Annotated in this window: 12 protein-coding genes, 1 tRNA gene, 3 rRNA genes, 1 pseudogene and 1 other annotated feature; of the genes and pseudogenes, 5 read left to right on the top strand and 12 right to left on the bottom strand. The window is 53.1% G+C overall.

The annotated features are described in order from the left end of the window. Positions 1-28: 28 nt before the first annotated feature. A complete protein-coding gene (gene pssA / locus EL098_RS04440; RefSeq protein ID WP_126358353.1) occupies positions 29-1,384 on the top strand; it encodes a CDP-diacylglycerol--serine O-phosphatidyltransferase in 1,356 nt (451 codons plus the stop codon). Between the two features lie 42 nt (positions 1,385-1,426). On the opposite strand, the gene EL098_RS04435 is transcribed toward pssA, so the two are convergent. The 9 genes and pseudogenes from EL098_RS04435 to rluD all read right to left on the bottom strand — a co-directional run bounded on the left by EL098_RS04435 (position 1,427) and on the right by rluD (position 12,997). Continuing rightward, the gene (locus EL098_RS04435; RefSeq protein ID WP_126355093.1) at positions 1,427-2,725 is read right to left on the bottom strand and encodes an MFS transporter; all 1,299 of its coding nucleotides are present in this window, start codon (positions 2,723-2,725) and stop codon (positions 1,427-1,429) included. A 1-nt stretch (position 2,726) separates the two neighbouring features. Continuing rightward, on the bottom strand, positions 2,727-2,984 hold the full coding sequence (locus tag EL098_RS23145; RefSeq protein ID WP_164716774.1) for a hypothetical protein: 258 nt from the start codon (positions 2,982-2,984) through the stop codon (positions 2,727-2,729). A 112-nt stretch (positions 2,985-3,096) separates the two neighbouring features. Then, a 5S ribosomal RNA gene (gene rrf / locus EL098_RS04430) occupies positions 3,097-3,212 on the bottom strand. A 103-nt stretch (positions 3,213-3,315) separates the two neighbouring features. Then, positions 3,316-6,223 (bottom strand): 23S ribosomal RNA (locus tag EL098_RS04425). A 212-nt stretch (positions 6,224-6,435) separates the two neighbouring features. Further along, positions 6,436-6,511: transfer RNA gene (locus EL098_RS04420), tRNA-Glu, on the bottom strand. 85 nt (positions 6,512-6,596) lie between these two features. Further along, a 16S ribosomal RNA gene (locus tag EL098_RS04415) occupies positions 6,597-8,136 on the bottom strand. The 16S, 23S and 5S rRNA genes sit together here with 1 tRNA gene alongside, the layout of an rRNA operon. Before the next feature lie 447 nt (positions 8,137-8,583). Then, positions 8,584-11,158, bottom strand: a pseudogene (gene clpB / locus EL098_RS04410) (ATP-dependent chaperone ClpB). A 130-nt stretch (positions 11,159-11,288) separates the two neighbouring features. Beyond that, positions 11,289-12,020, bottom strand: a complete 732-nt coding sequence (yfiH, locus tag EL098_RS04405) for a purine nucleoside phosphorylase YfiH (protein ID WP_126355091.1) — start codon at positions 12,018-12,020, stop codon at positions 11,289-11,291. Then, the gene (gene rluD / locus EL098_RS04400; protein ID WP_126355089.1) at positions 12,017-12,997 is read right to left on the bottom strand and encodes a 23S rRNA pseudouridine(1911/1915/1917) synthase RluD; all 981 of its coding nucleotides are present in this window, start codon (positions 12,995-12,997) and stop codon (positions 12,017-12,019) included. The genes yfiH and rluD overlap by 4 nt, the downstream gene beginning before the upstream one ends. Before the next feature lie 133 nt (positions 12,998-13,130). Between rluD and bamD the strand changes: the two genes are divergently transcribed. The 4 genes from bamD to pheA all read left to right on the top strand — a co-directional run bounded on the left by bamD (position 13,131) and on the right by pheA (position 15,896). Continuing rightward, positions 13,131-13,868, top strand: a complete 738-nt coding sequence (bamD, locus tag EL098_RS04395; protein WP_126355087.1) for an outer membrane protein assembly factor BamD — start codon at positions 13,131-13,133, stop codon at positions 13,866-13,868. Between the two features lie 268 nt (positions 13,869-14,136). Beyond that, positions 14,137-14,481 carry a ribosome-associated translation inhibitor RaiA gene (gene raiA / locus EL098_RS04390; RefSeq protein ID WP_126355085.1) on the top strand — a complete coding sequence of 115 codons (345 nt, stop codon included), beginning with the start codon at positions 14,137-14,139 and terminating at the stop codon, positions 14,479-14,481. A gap of 108 nt (positions 14,482-14,589) precedes the next feature. Continuing rightward, positions 14,590-14,714: a sequence feature (Phe leader region), on the top strand. Beyond that, positions 14,591-14,638 (top strand): pheA operon leader peptide PheL, encoded by a 48-nt coding sequence (gene pheL, locus EL098_RS23295; RefSeq protein ID WP_193216298.1) that lies wholly within the window; start codon positions 14,591-14,593, stop codon positions 14,636-14,638. Its footprint overlaps the feature before it by 48 nt. Before the next feature lie 21 nt (positions 14,715-14,735). Further along, positions 14,736-15,896, top strand: a complete 1,161-nt coding sequence (gene pheA / locus EL098_RS04385; RefSeq protein ID WP_126355083.1) for a bifunctional chorismate mutase/prephenate dehydratase — start codon at positions 14,736-14,738, stop codon at positions 15,894-15,896. 36 nt (positions 15,897-15,932) lie between these two features. On the opposite strand, the gene EL098_RS04380 is transcribed toward pheA, so the two are convergent. The 3 genes from EL098_RS04380 to aroF form a co-directional block, all read right to left on the bottom strand. Further along, positions 15,933-16,805, bottom strand: a complete 873-nt coding sequence (locus tag EL098_RS04380; protein WP_126355080.1) for an SMP-30/gluconolactonase/LRE family protein — start codon at positions 16,803-16,805, stop codon at positions 15,933-15,935. A gap of 77 nt (positions 16,806-16,882) precedes the next feature. After that, on the bottom strand, positions 16,883-18,004 hold the full coding sequence (gene tyrA / locus EL098_RS04375) for a bifunctional chorismate mutase/prephenate dehydrogenase (RefSeq protein WP_126355078.1): 1,122 nt from the start codon (positions 18,002-18,004) through the stop codon (positions 16,883-16,885). Between the two features lie 10 nt (positions 18,005-18,014). Next, positions 18,015-19,085 (bottom strand): 3-deoxy-7-phosphoheptulonate synthase AroF, encoded by a 1,071-nt coding sequence (gene aroF / locus EL098_RS04370; protein WP_126355076.1) that lies wholly within the window; start codon positions 19,083-19,085, stop codon positions 18,015-18,017. Positions 19,086-19,186 lie beyond the last annotated feature (101 nt).

Here is a 19,186-nt window from a genome sequence, read left to right as displayed (position 1 = left end):
CCAATGAAGAGAGAAGATAAGCACTGTGATGTTGTCTAAATTTAAACGTAATAAACATCAACAACACCTTGCCCAGTTACCGAAGCTTTCTCAATCAGTTGATGATGTAGAAACCCTGTTCACCCCGGCGGACTTCCGCGAAACGCTGCTGAAAAAAATAGCGGGCGCAACACAACGCATCTGTATCATTGCGCTGTACCTTGAGCAGGATGACGCCGGTAACGGGATCCTGTCCGCGCTTTATCAGGCTAAACAGCAGCGGCCGGAGCTTGAAGTTTCCGTTCTGGTTGACTGGCACCGTGCTCAGCGCGGACGTATTGGTGTTGCCGCAACCAACACCAATGCGGACTGGTATCACCGTATGGCTGAGCAGTTCCCTGATGTGAATATTCCGATCTACGGTGTTCCCGTCAATACTCGTGAAGCCCTTGGCGTGTTGCACTTCAAAGGTTTTATCATTGATGACAGCGTCTTCTATAGCGGCGCCAGCCTCAATGACGTCTATCTTCATCAGCATGATAAGTATCGCTACGACCGCTATCAGATCATCAGCAATCGCTCGTTAGCGGACATCATGTATGGCTGGGTGAACCAGAATCTGGTGAATGGCCGGGCGGTACATCGCCTGGACGTTGCCGAAAGAGTAAAAAGCCCGGAAATCAAAAACGATATTCGCCTTTTCCGCCAGGAGCTCCGGGACGCCAGCTTTGTCTTCCACGGTGACGCGGACAACGATCGGCTTTCAGTTACGCCTCTGGTCGGGCTTGGGAAATCCAGCCTGCTGAATAAGACCATCTTCCATCTTATGCCGTGTGCTGAGCACAAGCTCACCATCTGCACGCCATACTTCAACCTGCCTGCGGTGCTGGTGCGCAATATCATTCAGCTCCTGCGTGATGGCAAACAGGTTGAGATTATCGTTGGCGACAAAACGGCCAACGATTTCTATATTCCGGAAGATCAGCCGTTTAAGATTATCGGTGCCCTGCCTTACCTCTACGAGATCAACCTCCGCCGCTTCCTCAGCCGCCTTCAGTATTATGTGAACACCGGGCAGCTGATTGTCCGTTTGTGGAAAGATGGCGATAACAGCTATCACCTGAAAGGAATGTGGGTGGACAACGAGTGGATGCTGCTGACCGGGAACAACCTTAACCCGCGCGCCTGGCGTCTGGATCTGGAGAATGCCCTGCTGATCCACGATCCGAAAAGAGAGCTTGAAGGCATGCGGACCAAAGAGCTGGAGCTTATCCGTACCCATACAACGGTCGTTAAGCATTATCGCGATCTGCAAAGCATCGCTGAATACCCGGTGAAGGTTCGCAAGCTGATCCGGCGCCTGCGTCGTATCCGCATAGACCGGTTGATAAGCCGTATTCTTTAAAAGTTGAAGCCCTGCAGTCCAACACCGCAGGGCTTTTTATTTCTAGAGTTTGATACCTCTTCCTTTGCGGTGCAGTAGCAAAGAAACAACAAACGCCAGCGCTCCCATTCCCGAGACATACCAGAAAAAGGCCGTTTCGCTGCCCATCGATTTCAGTGAAAGAGCGACATACTCTGCGGAGCCGCCAAACAGGGCATTAGCTACCGCATAGGAGAGCCCAACGCCCAGGGCCCGGACTTCTGGCGGGAACATTTCAGCCTTAAGAATGCCGCTGATTGAGGTATAAAAGCTGACAATGATAAGCGCCGCCATCACCAGGGCAAAAGCTGCGTACGGCGAACTCACATTCTGTAAAGCCGTCAAAATAGGCACAGTTAGCACAGCCGCTAGCCCACCAAAGCAGAGCATTGAGCTACGACGGCCAATCTTATCCGACAGTGCACCAAAGAACGGCTGGATCACCATGAAAATAAACAGCGCAAAGGTCATCAGCGCGCTGGCCGTATTGGCATGCATCCCCGCCGTATTTACCAGGTACTTCTGCATATAAGTGGTGAAGGTATAGAAAGCAAGGGATCCGCCGGCGGTAAAACCAAGCACCATAATGAACGCTTTGCGGTTCTTCCAGAGTCCGGATAGCGTACCGGCATCTTTATGTGAGCGCGTTGCTTTATCTGACGTTTCATCCAGAGAGCGACGAAGATAAAGGGCAACAATAGCCAGCACGGCACCTATCGCAAAGGGAATTCTCCATCCCCAGCTTCGCAGATCCTCATCACTTAGCACTTGCTGAAGGATAACCACCACTAACAGCGCAGTTAGCTGACCACCAATGAGCGTAACGTACTGGAATGAAGCATAGAATCCTTTACGCCCCTCAACGGCCACTTCACTCATGTATGTCGCGCTGGTTCCATACTCTCCGCCCACGGATAAGCCCTGAAACAGGCGAGCCAAAAGTAATAGTGCCGGAGCCCAGGTACCGATGGTGGCGTATCCTGGCAGACAGGCAATCACCAAAGAACCAAAACACATCATGCAGACCGAGATCAGCATGGAATTTTTGCGCCCATGTTTGTCAGCGATATAGCCAAACAGCCAACCGCCGATCGGTCGCATCAGGAAACCAGCAGCAAAGACACCCGCCGTTTGCAGAAGCTGGGTAGTGGTATTTCCGGCGGGGAAAAAGATATGTGCGAAATAGAGCGAGCAGAACGAATAAACATAAAAATCAAACCACTCAACCAGATTCCCCGATGAGGCACCGACAATTGCCCAAACGCGACGACGAGTATCAGCCGCCGTCAGCGCAATGCTTTCTTCACTTGTTGTTTCAATCATTTTATTTTCTTCTCCTGTCTTCCTGAACGGGCGTCATACCCCGGGATCCAGTAAAGCAGGAGAAAGAAATTTTGTGACGTGAAGTTTCTTGTTGCTGAGTTGTTACAGTGATTTTTGTGAGCAATCTGAGGTTTTCATGGAGGAATTCAGCCTGAAAGCAAAAAACCCCAGCCGTCAGGCTGAGGTTTTCTGTTTTATTTGATGCGGGCAGTTTATGGCGGGCGTCCTGCCCGCCACCCTTCGGGCCGTTGCTGCGCAACGTTCAAATCCGTTCCCGACGGATTTGTCCTACTCTCTGAGAGCAGGGCCTGCAGATAGCACATAAACAAAAAACCCCAGCCGTCAGGCTGAGGTTTTCTGTTTTATTTGATGCCTGGCAGTTCCCTACTCTCGCATGGGGAGACCCCACACTACCATCGGCGCTACGGCGTTTCACTTCTGAGTTCGGCATGGGGTCAGGTGGGACCACCGCGCTACGGCCGCCAGGCAAATTCTGTTCGTTGACCGTCATATTTTCATATAACCATCAACCTAATCCTGAACTAAGCTGAAAATCTTCTTGCGTCTCTGCAAAACACCTTCGGTGTTGTAAGGTTAAGCCTCACGGATCATTAGTACTGGTTAGCTCAACGTATCGCTACGCTTACACACCCAGCCTATCAACGTCGTCGTCTTCAACGTTCCTTCAGGACCCTTAAAGGGTCAGGGAGAACTCATCTCGGGGCAAGTTTCGCGCTTAGATGCTTTCAGCGCTTATCTCTTCCGCATTTAGCTACCGGGCAATGCCATTGGCATGACAACCCGAACACCAGTGATGCGTCCACTCCGGTCCTCTCGTACTAGGAGCAGCCCCCCTCAATTCTCCAGCGCCCACGGCAGATAGGGACCGAACTGTCTCACGACGTTCTAAACCCAGCTCGCGTACCACTTTAAATGGCGAACAGCCATACCCTTGGGACCTACTTCAGCCCCAGGATGTGATGAGCCGACATCGAGGTGCCAAACACCGCCGTCGATATGAACTCTTGGGCGGTATCAGCCTGTTATCCCCGGAGTACCTTTTATCCGTTGAGCGATGGCCCTTCCATTCAGAACCACCGGATCACTAAGACCTGCTTTCGCACCTGCTCGAGCCGTCACTCTCGCAGTCAAGCTAGCTTATGCCTTTGCACTAACCTCACGATGTCCGACCGTGATTAGCTAACCTTCGTGCTCCTCCGTTACGCTTTAGGAGGAGACCGCCCCAGTCAAACTACCCACCAGACACTGTCCGCAACCCGGATTACGGGTCTACGTTAGAACATCAAACATTAAAGGGTGGTATTTCAAGGTTGGCTCCACGCAGACTGGCGTCCACGCTTCAAAGCCTCCCACCTATCCTACACATCAAGGCTCAATGTTCAGTGTCAAGCTATAGTAAAGGTTCACGGGGTCTTTCCGTCTTGCCGCGGGTACACTGCATCTTCACAGCGATTTCAATTTCACTGAGTCTCGGGTGGAGACAGCCTGGCCATCATTACGCCATTCGTGCAGGTCGGAACTTACCCGACAAGGAATTTCGCTACCTTAGGACCGTTATAGTTACGGCCGCCGTTTACCGGGGCTTCGATCAAGAGCTTCTCCTTGCGGATAACCCCATCAATTAACCTTCCGGCACCGGGCAGGCGTCACACCGTATACGTCCACTTTCGTGTTTGCACAGTGCTGTGTTTTTAATAAACAGTTGCAGCCAGCTGGTATCTTCGACTGCCTTCAGCTCCAGGAGTAAATCCCTTCACCTAGCGACAGCGTGCCTTCTCCCGAAGTTACGGCACCATTTTGCCTAGTTCCTTCACCCGAGTTCTCTCAAGCGCCTTGGTATTCTCTACCTGACCACCTGTGTCGGTTTGGGGTACGATTTAATGTTACCTGATGCTTAGAGGCTTTTCCTGGAAGCAGGGCATTTGTTACTTCAGCACCGTAGTGCCTCGTCATCACACCTCAGCGTTGAATAAGCGTCCGGATTTACCTAAACGCTCCGCCTACATGCTTAAACCGGGACAACCGTCGCCCGGCTAACATAGCCTTCTCCGTCCCCCCTTCGCAGTAACACCAAGTACAGGAATATTAACCTGTTTCCCATCGACTACGCCTTTCGGCCTCGCCTTAGGGGTCGACTCACCCTGCCCCGATTAACGTTGGACAGGAACCCTTGGTCTTCCGGCGAGCGGGCTTTTCACCCGCTTTATCGTTACTTATGTCAGCATTCGCACTTCTGATACCTCCAGCAGACCTCACAGTCCACCTTCAACGGCTTACAGAACGCTCCCCTACCCAACAACGCCTGAGCGTCGCTGCCGCAGCTTCGGTGCATGGTTTAGCCCCGTTACATCTTCCGCGCAGGCCGACTCGACCAGTGAGCTATTACGCTTTCTTTAAATGATGGCTGCTTCTAAGCCAACATCCTGGCTGTCTGTGCCTTCCCACATCGTTTCCCACTTAACCATGACTTTGGGACCTTAGCTGGCGGTCTGGGTTGTTTCCCTCTTCACGACGGACGTTAGCACCCGCCGTGTGTCTCCCGTGATAACATTCTTCGGTATTCGTAGTTTGCATCGGGTTGGTAAGCCGGGATGGCCCCCTAGCCGAAACAGTGCTCTACCCCCGAAGATGAGTTCACGAGGCGCTACCTAAATAGCTTTCGGGGAGAACCAGCTATCTCCCGGTTTGATTGGCCTTTCACCCCCAGCCACAAGTCATCCGCTAATTTTTCAACATTAGTCGGTTCGGTCCTCCAGTTAGTGTTACCCAACCTTCAACCTGCCCATGGCTAGATCACCGGGTTTCGGGTCTATACCCTGCAACTTAACGCCCAGTTAAGACTCGGTTTCCCTGCGGCTCCCCTATACGGTTAACCTTGCTACAGAATATAAGTCGCTGACCCATTATACAAAAGGTACGCAGTCACCCCATAAAGAGGCTCCCACTGCTTGTACGTACACGGTTTCAGGTTCTTTTTCACTCCCCTCGCCGGGGTTCTTTTCGCCTTTCCCTCACGGTACTGGTTCACTATCGGTCAGTCAGGAGTATTTAGCCTTGGAGGATGGTCCCCCCATATTCAGACAGGATACCACGTGTCCCGCCCTACTCTTCGAACTCACAGCCTGTGCATTTTAGTGTACGGGAGTATCACCCTGTACCCTGCGACTTTCCAGACGCTTCCACTAACACACAAACTGATTCAGGTTCTGGGCTGCTCCCCGTTCGCTCGCCGCTACTGGGGGAATCTCGGTTGATTTCTTTTCCTCGGGGTACTTAGATGTTTCAGTTCCCCCGGTTCGCTTCGTTAAGCTATGTATTCACTTAACGATAGTGTGTCGAAACACACTGGGTTTCCCCATTCGGAAATCGCCGGCTATAACGGTTCATATCACCTTACCGACGCTTATCGCAGATTAGCACGTCCTTCATCGCCTCTGACTGCCAGGGCATCCACCGTGTACGCTTAGTCGCTTAACCTCACAACCCGAAGATGTTTCGCTTCAGATTATGAAAATTTGAGAGACTCGAACATGTCTTAACCCCATTCCTTATTACGGAGGAATGAGACGACATGTCGTTTCAATTTTCAGCTTGTTCCGGATTGTTAAAGAGCAAATATCTCAAACATGACTCTTGCAAGTCAGCTTTGAGATATAACGGCACGCAACTTTCACTTACATACCAGCAAGTGGCGTCCCCTAGGGGATTCGAACCCCTGTTACCGCCGTGAAAGGGCGGTGTCCTGGGCCTCTAGACGAAGGGGACACTGAAGTCTCAATCGCAAGACGCCTTGCTTCTCTACATCTATCAGACAATCTGTGTGAGCACTACGCGGGTTGTATCTATTAGGTAAGGAGGTGATCCAACCGCAGGTTCCCCTACGGTTACCTTGTTACGACTTCACCCCAGTCATGAATCACAAAGTGGTAAGCGCCCTCCCGAAGGTTAAGCTACCTACTTCTTTTGCAACCCACTCCCATGGTGTGACGGGCGGTGTGTACAAGGCCCGGGAACGTATTCACCGTAGCATTCTGATCTACGATTACTAGCGATTCCGACTTCATGGAGTCGAGTTGCAGACTCCAATCCGGACTACGACGCACTTTATGAGGTCCGCTTGCTCTCGCGAGGTCGCTTCTCTTTGTATGCGCCATTGTAGCACGTGTGTAGCCCTACTCGTAAGGGCCATGATGACTTGACGTCATCCCCACCTTCCTCCAGTTTATCACTGGCAGTCTCCTTTGAGTTCCCGGCCGAACCGCTGGCAACAAAGGATAAGGGTTGCGCTCGTTGCGGGACTTAACCCAACATTTCACAACACGAGCTGACGACAGCCATGCAGCACCTGTCTCAGAGTTCCCGAAGGCACCAAAGCATCTCTGCTAAGTTCTCTGGATGTCAAGAGTAGGTAAGGTTCTTCGCGTTGCATCGAATTAAACCACATGCTCCACCGCTTGTGCGGGCCCCCGTCAATTCATTTGAGTTTTAACCTTGCGGCCGTACTCCCCAGGCGGTCGACTTAACGCGTTAGCTCCGGAAGCCACGCCTCAAGGGCACAACCTCCAAGTCGACATCGTTTACGGCGTGGACTACCAGGGTATCTAATCCTGTTTGCTCCCCACGCTTTCGCACCTGAGCGTCAGTCTTTGTCCAGGGGGCCGCCTTCGCCACCGGTATTCCTCCAGATCTCTACGCATTTCACCGCTACACCTGGAATTCTACCCCCCTCTACAAGACTCAAGCTTGCCAGTTTCGAATGCAGTTCCCAGGTTGAGCCCGGGGATTTCACATCCGACTTAACAAACCGCCTGCGTGCGCTTTACGCCCAGTAATTCCGATTAACGCTTGCACCCTCCGTATTACCGCGGCTGCTGGCACGGAGTTAGCCGGTGCTTCTTCTGCGAGTAACGTCAATCGACAAGGTTATTAACCTTATCGCCTTCCTCCTCGCTGAAAGTACTTTACAACCCGAAGGCCTTCTTCATACACGCGGCATGGCTGCATCAGGCTTGCGCCCATTGTGCAATATTCCCCACTGCTGCCTCCCGTAGGAGTCTGGACCGTGTCTCAGTTCCAGTGTGGCTGGTCATCCTCTCAGACCAGCTAGGGATCGTCGCCTAGGTGAGCCGTTACCCCACCTACTAGCTAATCCCATCTGGGTTCATCTGATGGCAAGAGGCCCGAAGGTCCCCCTCTTTGGTCTTGCAACGTTATGCGGTATTAGCTACCGTTTCCAGTAGTTATCCCCCTCCATCAGGCAGATCCCCAGACATTACTCACCCGTCCGCCGCTCGTCACCCAGGAGCAAGCTCCCCGTGCTACCGCTCGACTTGCATGTGTTAGGCCTGCCGCCAGCGTTCAATCTGAGCCATGATCAAACTCTTCAATTTAAAAGTGTTTGATGCTCAAAGAATTAAAACTGTTTATAAAATCAGTAGTCACTCTTCAAGACTTGATATTTTGTTGCATCCGAAGATGCTGAGATATCAATCCTGCGAGTGCCCACACAGATTGTCTGATAAATTGTTAAAGAGCAGTGAGTTACGCGCTTTCGCTTGCTAACTCGAGGTGGCGTATATTACGCTTTCCTCTTTCAGAGTCAAGCGTTTATTCTCGCTTTCGTCTGACTGACTTCGGTGTTGTTAAGCCGCTTTCGAAGCCGCTTTGCCGTGTCAGTGGAGGCGCATTATAGGGAGTTCTCAGAGCCTGACAAGTATAAAATACAAAATAATTATCGATCGCTCACTTTCCAGGCTAAGAGTATAAATCCTGGCCAGGTTTGGCTATTTTACAAACAAAAACGAGCCCAAATGGGCTCGTTTTTTACGTTGTGTGACTTACTGCACTGCCACAATACGGTCGTCTTTGACTTCCAGCTGAATTGTTTTTCCTGGAATCAGCTCTCCGGAGAGGATTTGCTGCGCCAACGGGTTCTCAATTTGCTGCTGGATAGCTCGTTTTAGCGGACGCGCCCCATAAACCGGGTCGTAACCATTTTCGCTAAGCAGCTTCAGGGCATCATCAGAGATGTGCACGCCGTAGCCACGCTCTTCCAGTCTTTTATAAAGACGCTGCAGCTGAATCTGAGCGATAGAAGCAATATGACGCTCACCCAGCGGATGGAAGACCACAACCTCATCTATACGGTTAATGAACTCCGGACGGAAGCTTTGGCTGACAACGCCCAGCACCAGCTCCTTCATATGGCCGTAATCCAGCTCGCCAAAGCGTTCCTGGATTAAATCTGACCCCAGGTTGGACGTCATAATGACCACCGTATTACGGAAATCAACGGTTCTGCCCTGACCATCGGTCAGGCGACCGTCGTCCAGCACCTGCAGCAGAATGTTAAATACATCAGGATGTGCTTTCTCGACCTCATCCAGCAGGATCACTGAGTAAGGACGACGACGAACGGCTTCAGTCAGATAACCGCCCTCTTCATAACCGACGTAACCAGGAGGCGCACCCACCAGCCGCGAGACGGAGTGTTTCTCCATAAACTCGGACATATCGATACGCACCATTGCATCGTCGCTGTCGAACATAAAGTTCGCTAACGCTTTGCAGAGTTCTGTCTTACCTACCCCGGTTGGCCCCAGGAACAGGAACGAACCAATAGGGCGATTCGGATCGGACAGCCCCGCACGGCTACGGCGAATAGCGTTTGATACCGCTTCGACGGCTTCATCCTGGCCAATCACGCGCTGATGAAGATCTTTCTCCATCCGCAGCAGTTTGTCACGTTCGCCTTCAAGCATGCGCGCCACAGGAATACCGGTCCAGCGAGCGAGCACTTCGGCAATTTCCGCATCCGTCACTTTATTACGTAACAGACGCATCGTTTTGCCTTCGGACTGCGTCGCAATCTCAAGCTGTTTTTCCAGCTCAGGAATTTTGCCGTACTGCAGCTCTGACATCCGCCCAAGGTCACCCACGCGGCGAGCCTGTTCGATCGCAATCTTCGCCTGCTCGAGTTCCGCTTTAATGGTCTGCGTGCCGGACAGCGAGGCTTTCTCCGCCTTCCACTCTTCTTCCAGCTCAGAGTACTGACGCTCTTTATCTTCCAGCTCTTCATTCAGCATACTAAGACGTTTAAGGCTGGCCTCATCAGACTCTTTCTTCAGCGCCTGCTGCTCCAGCTTGAGCTGGATAATGCGGCGATCGAGGCGGTCGAGCTCTTCCGGCTTGGAGTCTATCTGCATACGAATGCTGGACGCGGCTTCATCGATAAGGTCTATGGCCTTGTCCGGCAGCTGACGATCGGCGATATAACGATGAGACAGCGTTGCCGCCGCAACAATTGCCGGGTCGGTGATCTGCACATGGTGGTGCAGCTCATAACGTTCTTTAAGGCCACGCAGAATAGCGATAGTGTCTTCTACGGAAGGCTCTGCCACGAACACTTTCTGGAAGCGGCGTTCAAGCGCAGCATCCTTCTCTATATACTGGCGATATTCATCGAGCGTGGTCGCGCCAACGCAGTGCAGTTCACCGCGGGCAAGCGCCGGCTTGAGCATATTACCGGCATCCATTGCACCGTCGGCCTTACCTGCGCCTACCATGGTGTGCAGCTCGTCAATAAACAGAATGACGTTGCCTTCCTGCTTAGCGAGATCGTTCAGCACGCCTTTCAGACGCTCTTCAAACTCACCGCGGTATTTGGCCCCGGCCACCAGCGCGCCCATATCCAGCGCGAGAACCCGACGACCTTTCAGCCCTTCAGGCACTTCGCCATTGATAATGCGCTGCGCCAGCCCTTCAACGATGGCCGTTTTACCGACCCCCGGTTCACCAATCAATACCGGGTTGTTTTTGGTACGGCGCTGGAGCACCTGAATGGTACGACGAATCTCTTCATCGCGGCCAATCACCGGATCCAGTTTGCCTTGTTCGGCCCGCTCGGTTAAATCGACGGTGTATTTTTTCAATGCCTGACGCTGGTCTTCAGCACCTTGATCGTTCACGCTCTCCCCCTCCACGCATTTGCTCAATCGCGGCGGTTACGTTCGCTGGCGCTGCGCCCGCTGCTTTCAGCAGGTCGGTCAGAGTGCCGCGTGAGTCAAGCACCGCCAGAACAAACAGTTCTGACGAAATAAAGTTATCGTTTCGTTTTTGTGCGAGCTTGTCGCACAGGTTCAGTACACGCACCAAATCCTGAGAAGGCTGGACGTCACCGCCGGTGCCTTCCACCTGGGGCAGACGGCTAAGCGCCTGCTCGATGTCGGTACGTAATTTGCCCGCATTGACTCCCGCAGAAGTCAGCAACGGACGCACGGATCCACCTTCCTGATTGAGCAGAGCGCTCATCAGATGAAGAGGTTCGATGAATTGATTGTCGTGCCCAAGCGCTAGAGACTGGGCATCGGCGAGAGCAAGCTGGAATTTATTAGTAAGACGATCCAGACGCATAACTCCTCCCATAAACAGGTCAAATTTGCTACTGGAGATTAAATGAGGTCATCCCTCAATTATTCAAGGTTAATGACCTGAAATATATGAAGCACGAGCTACCCGCACTGGATCGTCTTGATTCGTTAGGTTATATCAGCCAGATGAAACTTGCCATACGACCTGTTGTTCTGTCGCGGCGGTAAGAGAAGAAATCGCCGCTTTCGGTCCAGGTACAGCGATCGCCGCCGTACACCTGCGTGACGCCCACGTTTGCCAGCCGCTGCCTTGCAAGCTGGTAGATATCAGCATAGTACTTTTCACCGGCGGCACGAAAAGCGCTTGCTGCTTTCTCGTCTTTTGCCATAAACGCTTCGCGCACTTCCGGCCCAACCTCAAACGCCAGAGGGCCAATGGCCGGTCCAAGCCAGGCCCGAATATTTTGTGGACGATCCTGGAAACAGGCTACCGTCTCTTCGAGTACGCCTTCACACAAGCCCCGCCAGCCAGCATGTGCTGCGGCGACCTCGCTGCCCGCCTCATTGCAAAACAGCACAGGCAGGCAATCTGCCGTCATCACCGCACAAACCGTCCCCGGCGTGTTGCTGTAAGAAGCATCCGCTCGTTTTGAGGCAAAAGGTTCGCCCGTCAGCCTCAATACCGTTTTGCCGTGAACCTGCTCAAGCCAGACCGGCTTCGACGGTAGGCCTGCCGCAGCGTAAAACAGCCTGCGGTTCTCTTCGACGCGTTCTAAATCATCGCCGCAATGGGCGCCAAGGTTCATCGAGTCATATGGCGCGACGCTAACGCCGCCAATGCGGGTTGAACTGCAGGAGGCGACCCCTTCAGGCAGAGGCCACTGCGGGACGATGGTTTTGGTCATAGCCAGTCCAGTTGATCCTTGTGGGTTTCGGTATCGGCGCGCAGGGCTTCGATAAGTTCCACCATATCCTGAGGGATAGGCGCGCTCCATTCCATCAGAATACCGCTGACAGGATGGTAAAGACGCAGCATGGTCGCGTGCAGCGCCTGACGATCAAACTTACGCAGGACGCTGACGAACTCTTCCGATGCCCCCTTCGGCGGACGAGGACGGCCACCGTACAGCTGATCGCCCACCAGCGGATGGCTGATATGCGCCATGTGGACGCGAATCTGGTGGGTTCGGCCGGTTTCCAGGCGCAGACGCAGACGCGTATGGACGCGGAAGTGCTCCATGATACGGTAATGCGTTACCGCTGGTTTTCCCATCGGATGCACGGACATGTGGGTACGTTTGGTCGGGTGGCGGCTGATAGGCTCTTCCACCGTGCCGCCGCCGGTCATATGACCAATCGCAACGGCTTCGTACTCACGGGTGATTTCACGCAACTGAAGTGCTTCAACCAAGCGGGTCTGCGCAGGCACAGTTTTTGCCACGACCATCAGGCCAGTGGTGTCCTTATCCAGACGGTGAACGATGCCCGCACGCGGCACATCCGCAATCGGCGGATAGTAATGCAGCAGCGCATTCAGGACCGTACCGTCCGGATTACCCGCGCCAGGATGCACGACCAGGTCGCGCGGTTTGTTGATCACCAGAATATCTTCATCTTCATAGACGATATTCAGCGGGATATCCTGAGGCTCCCAGCGCGCTTCTTCTTCAATTTCTGCATTGATAGCAACGAGTTCGCCACCCAACACTTTTTCTTTCGGCTTGTCCCAGACAACGCCGTTGACCGTGACTCTCTGGTCAAGAATCCATTCTTTTATGCGCGAACGCGAATAATCCGGGAACAATTCGGCCAATGCCTGATCTAAGCGTTGACCCAGTTGTGAATCGGACACCGTTTCGGTGAGTTGTACTAGTTGTGCCATAGACAGCTTCTTTCGTTAACGTTGGGTTTTACGGCAATGCCGTTTAATATAATGTGCTATTGTAGCTGGTCTTTATCGGGAGCCGGAACACGAACTCTCCCGGAAATAACATTACTTAGGAAAGTCAAACGTCATGACGCGCATGAAATATCTGGTGGCAGCGGCCACGTTGAGCCTGGCTTTGGCTGGTTGCTCCAGTTCCAAGGATGAGGTTCCTGATAATCCGCCTTCTGAGATCTATGCGACTGCCCAGCAAAAGCTGCAGGACGGTAACTTTAAAGCGGCGATAACGCAACTGGAAGCGCTGGATAACCGTTATCCGTTCGGCCCGTACTCTCAGCAAGTGCAGTTGGATCTGATTTACGCTTACTATAAGAATGCGGACTTGCCGCTGGCTCAGGCAGCCATTGACCGCTTCATGCGTCTAAACCCGACTCATCCAAACATTGACTACGTACTCTACATGCGTGGCCTGACGGACATGGCGTTGGATGACAGCGCGCTGCAGGGCTTCTTCGGCGTTGACCGTTCTGACCGCGATCCGCAGCACGCCCGCGACGCCTTCAACGACTTCTCGAAGCTGGTCCGCGGCTACCCTAACAGCCAGTACGTCACCGACGCGACCAAGCGCCTGGTGTACCTCAAAGATCGTCTGGCGAAATATGAGCTTTCCGTGGCGCAATATTACACGAAACGCGGCGCCTGGGTTGCAGTAGTTAATCGCGTTGAAGGCATGCTGCGTGATTACCCGGATACTCAGGCCACCCGCGACGGCCTGAAGCTAATGGAAAACGCCTACCGCCAGCTGCAGATGCCGGGTCAGGCAGAGAAAGTAGCGAAGATCATTGCCGCCAACAGCAGCAACACCTGATTGGCAGTAGCGCAAGAAAAACGGCAGCCTCGGCTGCCGTTTTTTTATCTGCCGACGCAAAAACTGAAACGGTTTAGCGTCAGGTCATCCCATCAAATATGGACGCGATTTACGATAACCACAAGCCTTAAAAACAGATATCCTGGCCTGCCTCACAAAAAGGCTTCCTTGACAAAAAGTGACAAAATAACGTGATCTACATCACGCATTTTGACATTAGGAACGGTATGCTGGAGTTACCAAGACGGCAAAGACAAGAGGTAACTTTATGACAATGAACATTACCAGCAAGCAAATGGAAATCACCCCAGCTATTCGCCAGCATGTCGCCGACCGTCTCAGCAAACTGGACAAGTGGCAAACTCATCTAATTAATCCGCATATTATCTTGTCCAAAGAGCCTAAGGGTTTTGTGGCCGATGCCACCATTAACACACCGAATGGGCACCTCGTAGCCAGTGCCAGACATGAAGATATGTATACGGCTATCAACGATTTGATCAACAAACTGGAGCGACAGTTAAATAAAGTGCAGCACAAAGGTGAAGCACGTCGCGCAGCAGGTTCAGTGAAAGACGTGTCCTTCGCGGAAGCAGAAGCCGACGAAGAGTAATCCCTTACTCTCCTTCCACTCACCGCAACGCGCCTTCGGGCGCGTTTTTTATTGACAGAACGAAAACAGAGCAGGTACTTTACCTCTCAGATTCTTCAGGAAACCTGACATGAAACTTTTCCCGTTTTTCTTCGCATTCTTTTTTACCTTCCCCTGACCGGGAGGCAATTCGTCGTGTGATAAAGAATGCGAAGACGAACAAACAAGCCTCCCAAGCGGGAGGCTTTTTTTATGGACATTGAAAAGGTAGCGTTATGACCGAAATTAATCCGTTGCTGGCCCTGCGCGATAAAATCAGCGCGCTGGATGAAAAGCTGTTAGCCCTGCTGGCAGAGCGCCGCCTGTTAGCGGTTGAGGTTGGCAAAGCAAAACTCGCTTCTCACCGTCCGGTACGCGATATCACTCGGGAAAGAGATTTACTGGAGCATCTGATCGCCCTCGGTAAAGGCCACCATCTCGACGCCCATTACATCACGCGCCTGTTTCAGCTCATTATTGAAGACTCCGTTCTTACCCAACAGACCCTCCTGCAGCAGCACCTGAATAAAACGAACCCTCACTCTGCTCGTGTGGCTTTCCTCGGCCCTAAAGGCTCTTACTCCCATCTTGCCGCCCGCCAGTATGCTGCTCGCCACTTTGAACAGTTTATCGAGAGCGGCTGCGCCAAATTCCACGACATCTTTAACCAGGTGGAAACTGGCCAGGCGGATTACGCCGTGGTGCCGATTGAAAATACCAGCTCGGGAGCGATTAACGACGTTTACGATCTGCTGCAGCACACCAGCCTGTCGATCGTGGCTGAAATGACGGTGCCGATTGACCACTGCGTGCTGATCTCCGGCTCCACCGATCTCGATAAAATTCAGACGGTTTACAGCCACCCTCAACCGTTCCAGCAGTGCAGCCAGTTCATCAATCGCTACCCACACTGGAAAATTGAATATACGGAAAGCACTTCTGCGGCGATGGAGAAAGTCGCACAGGCCAATTCTCCTCACGTAGCCGCACTGGGCAGCGAGGCCGGTGGCGCTCTTTACGGCCTGCAGGTGCTGGAGCGTAACCTTGCGAATCAGACCCAGAACATCACCCGCTTCGTGGTACTGGCGCGTAAAGCCGTTGAAGTATCCGATCAGGTACCCGCGAAGACCACGCTGCTGATGGCTACAGGCCAGCAGGCCGGTGCCCTGGTAGAAGCGCTGCTGGTGCTACGCAACCACAACCTGATCATGACCAAGCTGGAATCTCGTCCGATCCACGGCAATCCGTGGGAAGAGATGTTCTATCTGGATATTCAGGCAAACCTGAAAGATGAGGAAATGCGTAAAGCGCTGCGTGAACTGGGCGAAATTACCCGTTCCCTGAAAGTGCTCGGCAGCTACCCAAGCGAAAACGTTGTACCGGTCGATCCCGCCTGATAATCATCCCAGCCCGGCGTTAACCGGGCTGGAAAATCATATTTCCCGAAACTTCAGCTTTTCCATGCCGGCAATCTCTACGCGCAGAGTAAAAATCGCCCCGGAAAGGGGTAACAGAGCGACCTCTTCATCGTCCATATTTTCTCTGGTGGTGGTGATAAATAGCGTTTTCATATCCTCGCCGCCAAAACAAACCATCGTCGGGCAACGCACGGGCAAGCGGTGCTCTTCGACAATCTTCCCCTGCGGCGAAATACGCGCGATACGGTAGCCATCAAAAAGCGCCGTCCAGTAATAGCCTTCGCTGTCGATTGCCGCGCCGTCAGGAATGCCCTCCCCCTCGGCAAATCGCTTAAAGACTTCACGGACACCAGGCTCACCCTGGGCATCCAGCGGCGTTCGGTAAATGACGGCATTCGGCGTGTCCGAGGTATACATCCATTTGCCGTCTTCGCTAAATGCCAGTCCGTTAGCTCCGTGGATGTCGTGCTGAATCACATGCGGCGTCAGATCGTTATCTACCCGGCAAAGTAGCGCGCCGTTATAGTCACCGGGTCCCCAGAACGTCCCGGCGTAAAAACGGCCTTGCCTGTCGGTTCCGCCGTCGTTGAAGCGGGCTAAATCCGGGTTACTTGGGTTATCACAGACTTTGCCCACGATAAGGCCGGTCTTATTGGTTAGCCAGATACCGCTGCGCATCGCGACGATAAATCCGCCGGACTCCCGCAGGGCAAAACACCCCACCTCTTCGGAAAACTGAATAACGTCATGCTTACCGCTGGAAAGATGGTAGCGATGAATTTCATTCTCAAGAATGTCCGTCCAGTAGAGGCTACCTTCTTCTGCGCTCCACGTAGGGCATTCGGGTAAGTGACCGGTATAGTCGAACAGCAGCTGCGGCTCAGCCATTTCAGGTATCCTTTTGGCAAACAAAAAAGCCAGCGGGTCATCTCCCACTGGCTTTTGATTATAAAACCTTTTGGCACTTACTGACGGTTATCATTTGCCTGCCGTAACAGGACGCGGCTCTCATTCTGGAAACGTTGAGCATAATCCCCGAACCAGTGCTCCACTTTACGGAAGCTGTCGATAAACGCCTGCTTGTCGCCGTGTTCCAGCAGGCCAATAGCCTCGCCGAAGCGTTTGTAGTAACGCTTGATCAGCGCCAGATTGCTTTCTGAAGACATAATAATGTCGGCATAAAGCTGCGGATCCTGAGCAAACAGACGGCCAACCATCGCCAGCTCCAGACGATAAATTGGCGATGACAGCGCCAGGAGCTGCTCAAGCTGCACGTTCTCTTCCGCCAGATGCAGGCCATAGGCGAAGGTCGCAAAGTGACGTAACGCCTGAATAAACGCCATATTCTGGTCATGCTCAACGGCGCTGGAACGGTGCAGACGCGCGCCCCACACCTGGATCTGCTCCAGTAGCCACTGATAGGCCTCCGGCTGGCGGCCATCGCAGTAAACCACAACCTGTTTTGCCAGGCTGCCGCTGTCCGGGCCAAACATCGGGTGCAGGCCAAGTACCGGGCCAGAGTGCACGGCCAGCATCGCCTGCAAGGGGCCATTCTTCACCGAAGCCAAATCTACCAGGATGCAGTCCGCAGGCAGCGGAGGCAGCTCAGCAATAACCTGCTCGGTAAGATGAATCGGGACACTAACAATCACCATGCCCGCATCGGCCAACAGCTCAGGCGCTTTGCCCCAGTCCTCTTTTTCAAGAATGCGGACCTGGTAACCGGAAAGCGTCAGCATTTTTTCAAACAGACGCCCCATCTGGCCGCCGCCGCCGACAATCACCACTGGACGCAGTGAAGGGTGCAGGGTTTTAAAGCCCTTGTCGTTCTCACTGGAGTACGACTCGCGCATTACGCGGCGCAGCACGTCTTCAATTAAATCCGGCGGAACCCCTAAGGCTTCGGCTTCTTTACGTCGCGACGCCAGCATGGAGGTTTCGCGCTCCGGCACATAAATCGGTAAACCGAAGCGGCTTTTCACTTCGCCAACTTCCGCTACCAGCTCCAGCCGCTTAGCCAGTAAATCCAGTAGCGCTTTATCCACTTCATCGATTTGATCGCGCAGCGCGGTCAATTCAGCCACCATAGTAAACCTCTTATGCCTGACGAGCCGCCAGCACACCGCTCAGATCCTTATGGATCTCACGCAGCAGGCTGTCCGTGGTTTCCCAGTCGATGCATGCATCGGTCACGGATACGCCGTACTTCATTTCGCTGCGTGGCTGCTCTGACGATTGATTGCCTTCGTGGATATTACTTTCAATCATCAGGCCAATAATAGAGCGGTTGCCATCTTTAATCTGAGCGATGGCGGATTCTGCCACGCCCGGCTGGCGACGGAAGTCTTTGTTTGAGTTGCCATGGCTGCAATCTATCATCAGGGACGGACGCAGTCCTGCTTTCTCCATTTCGGCTTCGCACTGTGCAACATCGGCCGGGCTGTAGTTCGGGGCTTTACCGCCGCGCAGAATCACATGCCCATCCGGGTTACCCTGGGTTTGCAGCAGGCAAACCTGGCCTGCCTGGTTAATACCGACGAAGCGGTGCGGCATAGCGGCAGCGCGCATCGCGTTAATCGCCGTGCCCAGGCTGCCGTCGGTCCCATTTTTAAAGCCAACCGGCATAGAGAGGCCAGAAGCCATTTCGCGGTGCGTCTGGGATTCCGTCGTACGGGCGCCAATCGCTGACCAGCTAAACAGGTCGCCCAGGTATTGCGGGCTATTTGGATCCAGCGCCTCAGTGGCCAGCGGCAGCCCCAGGCTAACCAGCTCAACCAGCAGGCGACGCGCAATTTTCAGCCCTGCTTCCACATCAAACGAGCCATCCATATGCGGGTCGTTAATAAGCCCTTTCCAGCCAACGGTAGTACGAGGCTTTTCAAAGTAGACGCGCATCACGAGGTACAGACTATCGCTAACTTGTTCAGACAGGGCTTTAAAACGACGAGCGTATTCAATCGCAGCTTCCGGATCGTGGATCGAGCAAGGTCCACAAACGACCAACAGGCGCGGATCGCGGCCAGCAATAATGTCGGAGATCGTTTGACGGGACTGCTCAATTTGCGCTTCCTGCGCGGCAGTGAGTGGGAATTCTGCTTTCAGCTGATCCGGAGTGATGAGGATTTGCTCGTCAGAGATATGAACGTTGTTGAGCGCGTCTTTTTGCATGATGGCTGTCCTGTAGTGAGCTCGTTTGCGATAGTCGTCCCCTCGTGGAGGAGGACTTACTGTAACCGCCAACAGTAAAGAATGCAATCCAATATACGTAA

Source organism: Cedecea lapagei, assembly GCF_900635955.1.
Classification (GTDB): Bacteria; Pseudomonadota; Gammaproteobacteria; order Enterobacterales; family Enterobacteriaceae; genus Cedecea; species Cedecea lapagei.
This window is presented reverse-complemented; position numbering and strand designations above follow the sequence as displayed.

What these genes read in the sequence shown, in the direction of transcription:
- EL098_RS04380 (WP_126355080.1), bottom strand. Translation starts at nt 16,805, where the DNA reads ATGGCTGAGCCGCAGCTGCTGTTCGACTATACCGGTCACTTACCCGAA.
- yfiH (WP_126355091.1), bottom strand. Translation starts at nt 12,020, where the DNA reads ATGACCAAAACCATCGTCCCGCAGTGGCCTCTGCCTGAAGGGGTCGCC.
- tyrA (WP_126355078.1), bottom strand. Translation starts at nt 18,004, where the DNA reads ATGGTGGCTGAATTGACCGCGCTGCGCGATCAAATCGATGAAGTGGAT.
- rluD (WP_126355089.1), bottom strand. Translation starts at nt 12,997, where the DNA reads ATGGCACAACTAGTACAACTCACCGAAACGGTGTCCGATTCACAACTG.
- EL098_RS04435 (WP_126355093.1), bottom strand. Translation starts at nt 2,725, where the DNA reads ATGATTGAAACAACAAGTGAAGAAAGCATTGCGCTGACGGCGGCTGAT.
- pheA (WP_126355083.1), top strand. Translation starts at nt 14,736, where the DNA reads ATGACCGAAATTAATCCGTTGCTGGCCCTGCGCGATAAAATCAGCGCG.
- raiA (WP_126355085.1), top strand. Translation starts at nt 14,137, where the DNA reads ATGACAATGAACATTACCAGCAAGCAAATGGAAATCACCCCAGCTATT.
- pssA (WP_126358353.1), top strand. Translation starts at nt 29, where the DNA reads ATGTTGTCTAAATTTAAACGTAATAAACATCAACAACACCTTGCCCAG.
- aroF (WP_126355076.1), bottom strand. Translation starts at nt 19,085, where the DNA reads ATGCAAAAAGACGCGCTCAACAACGTTCATATCTCTGACGAGCAAATC.
- bamD (WP_126355087.1), top strand. Translation starts at nt 13,131, where the DNA reads ATGACGCGCATGAAATATCTGGTGGCAGCGGCCACGTTGAGCCTGGCT.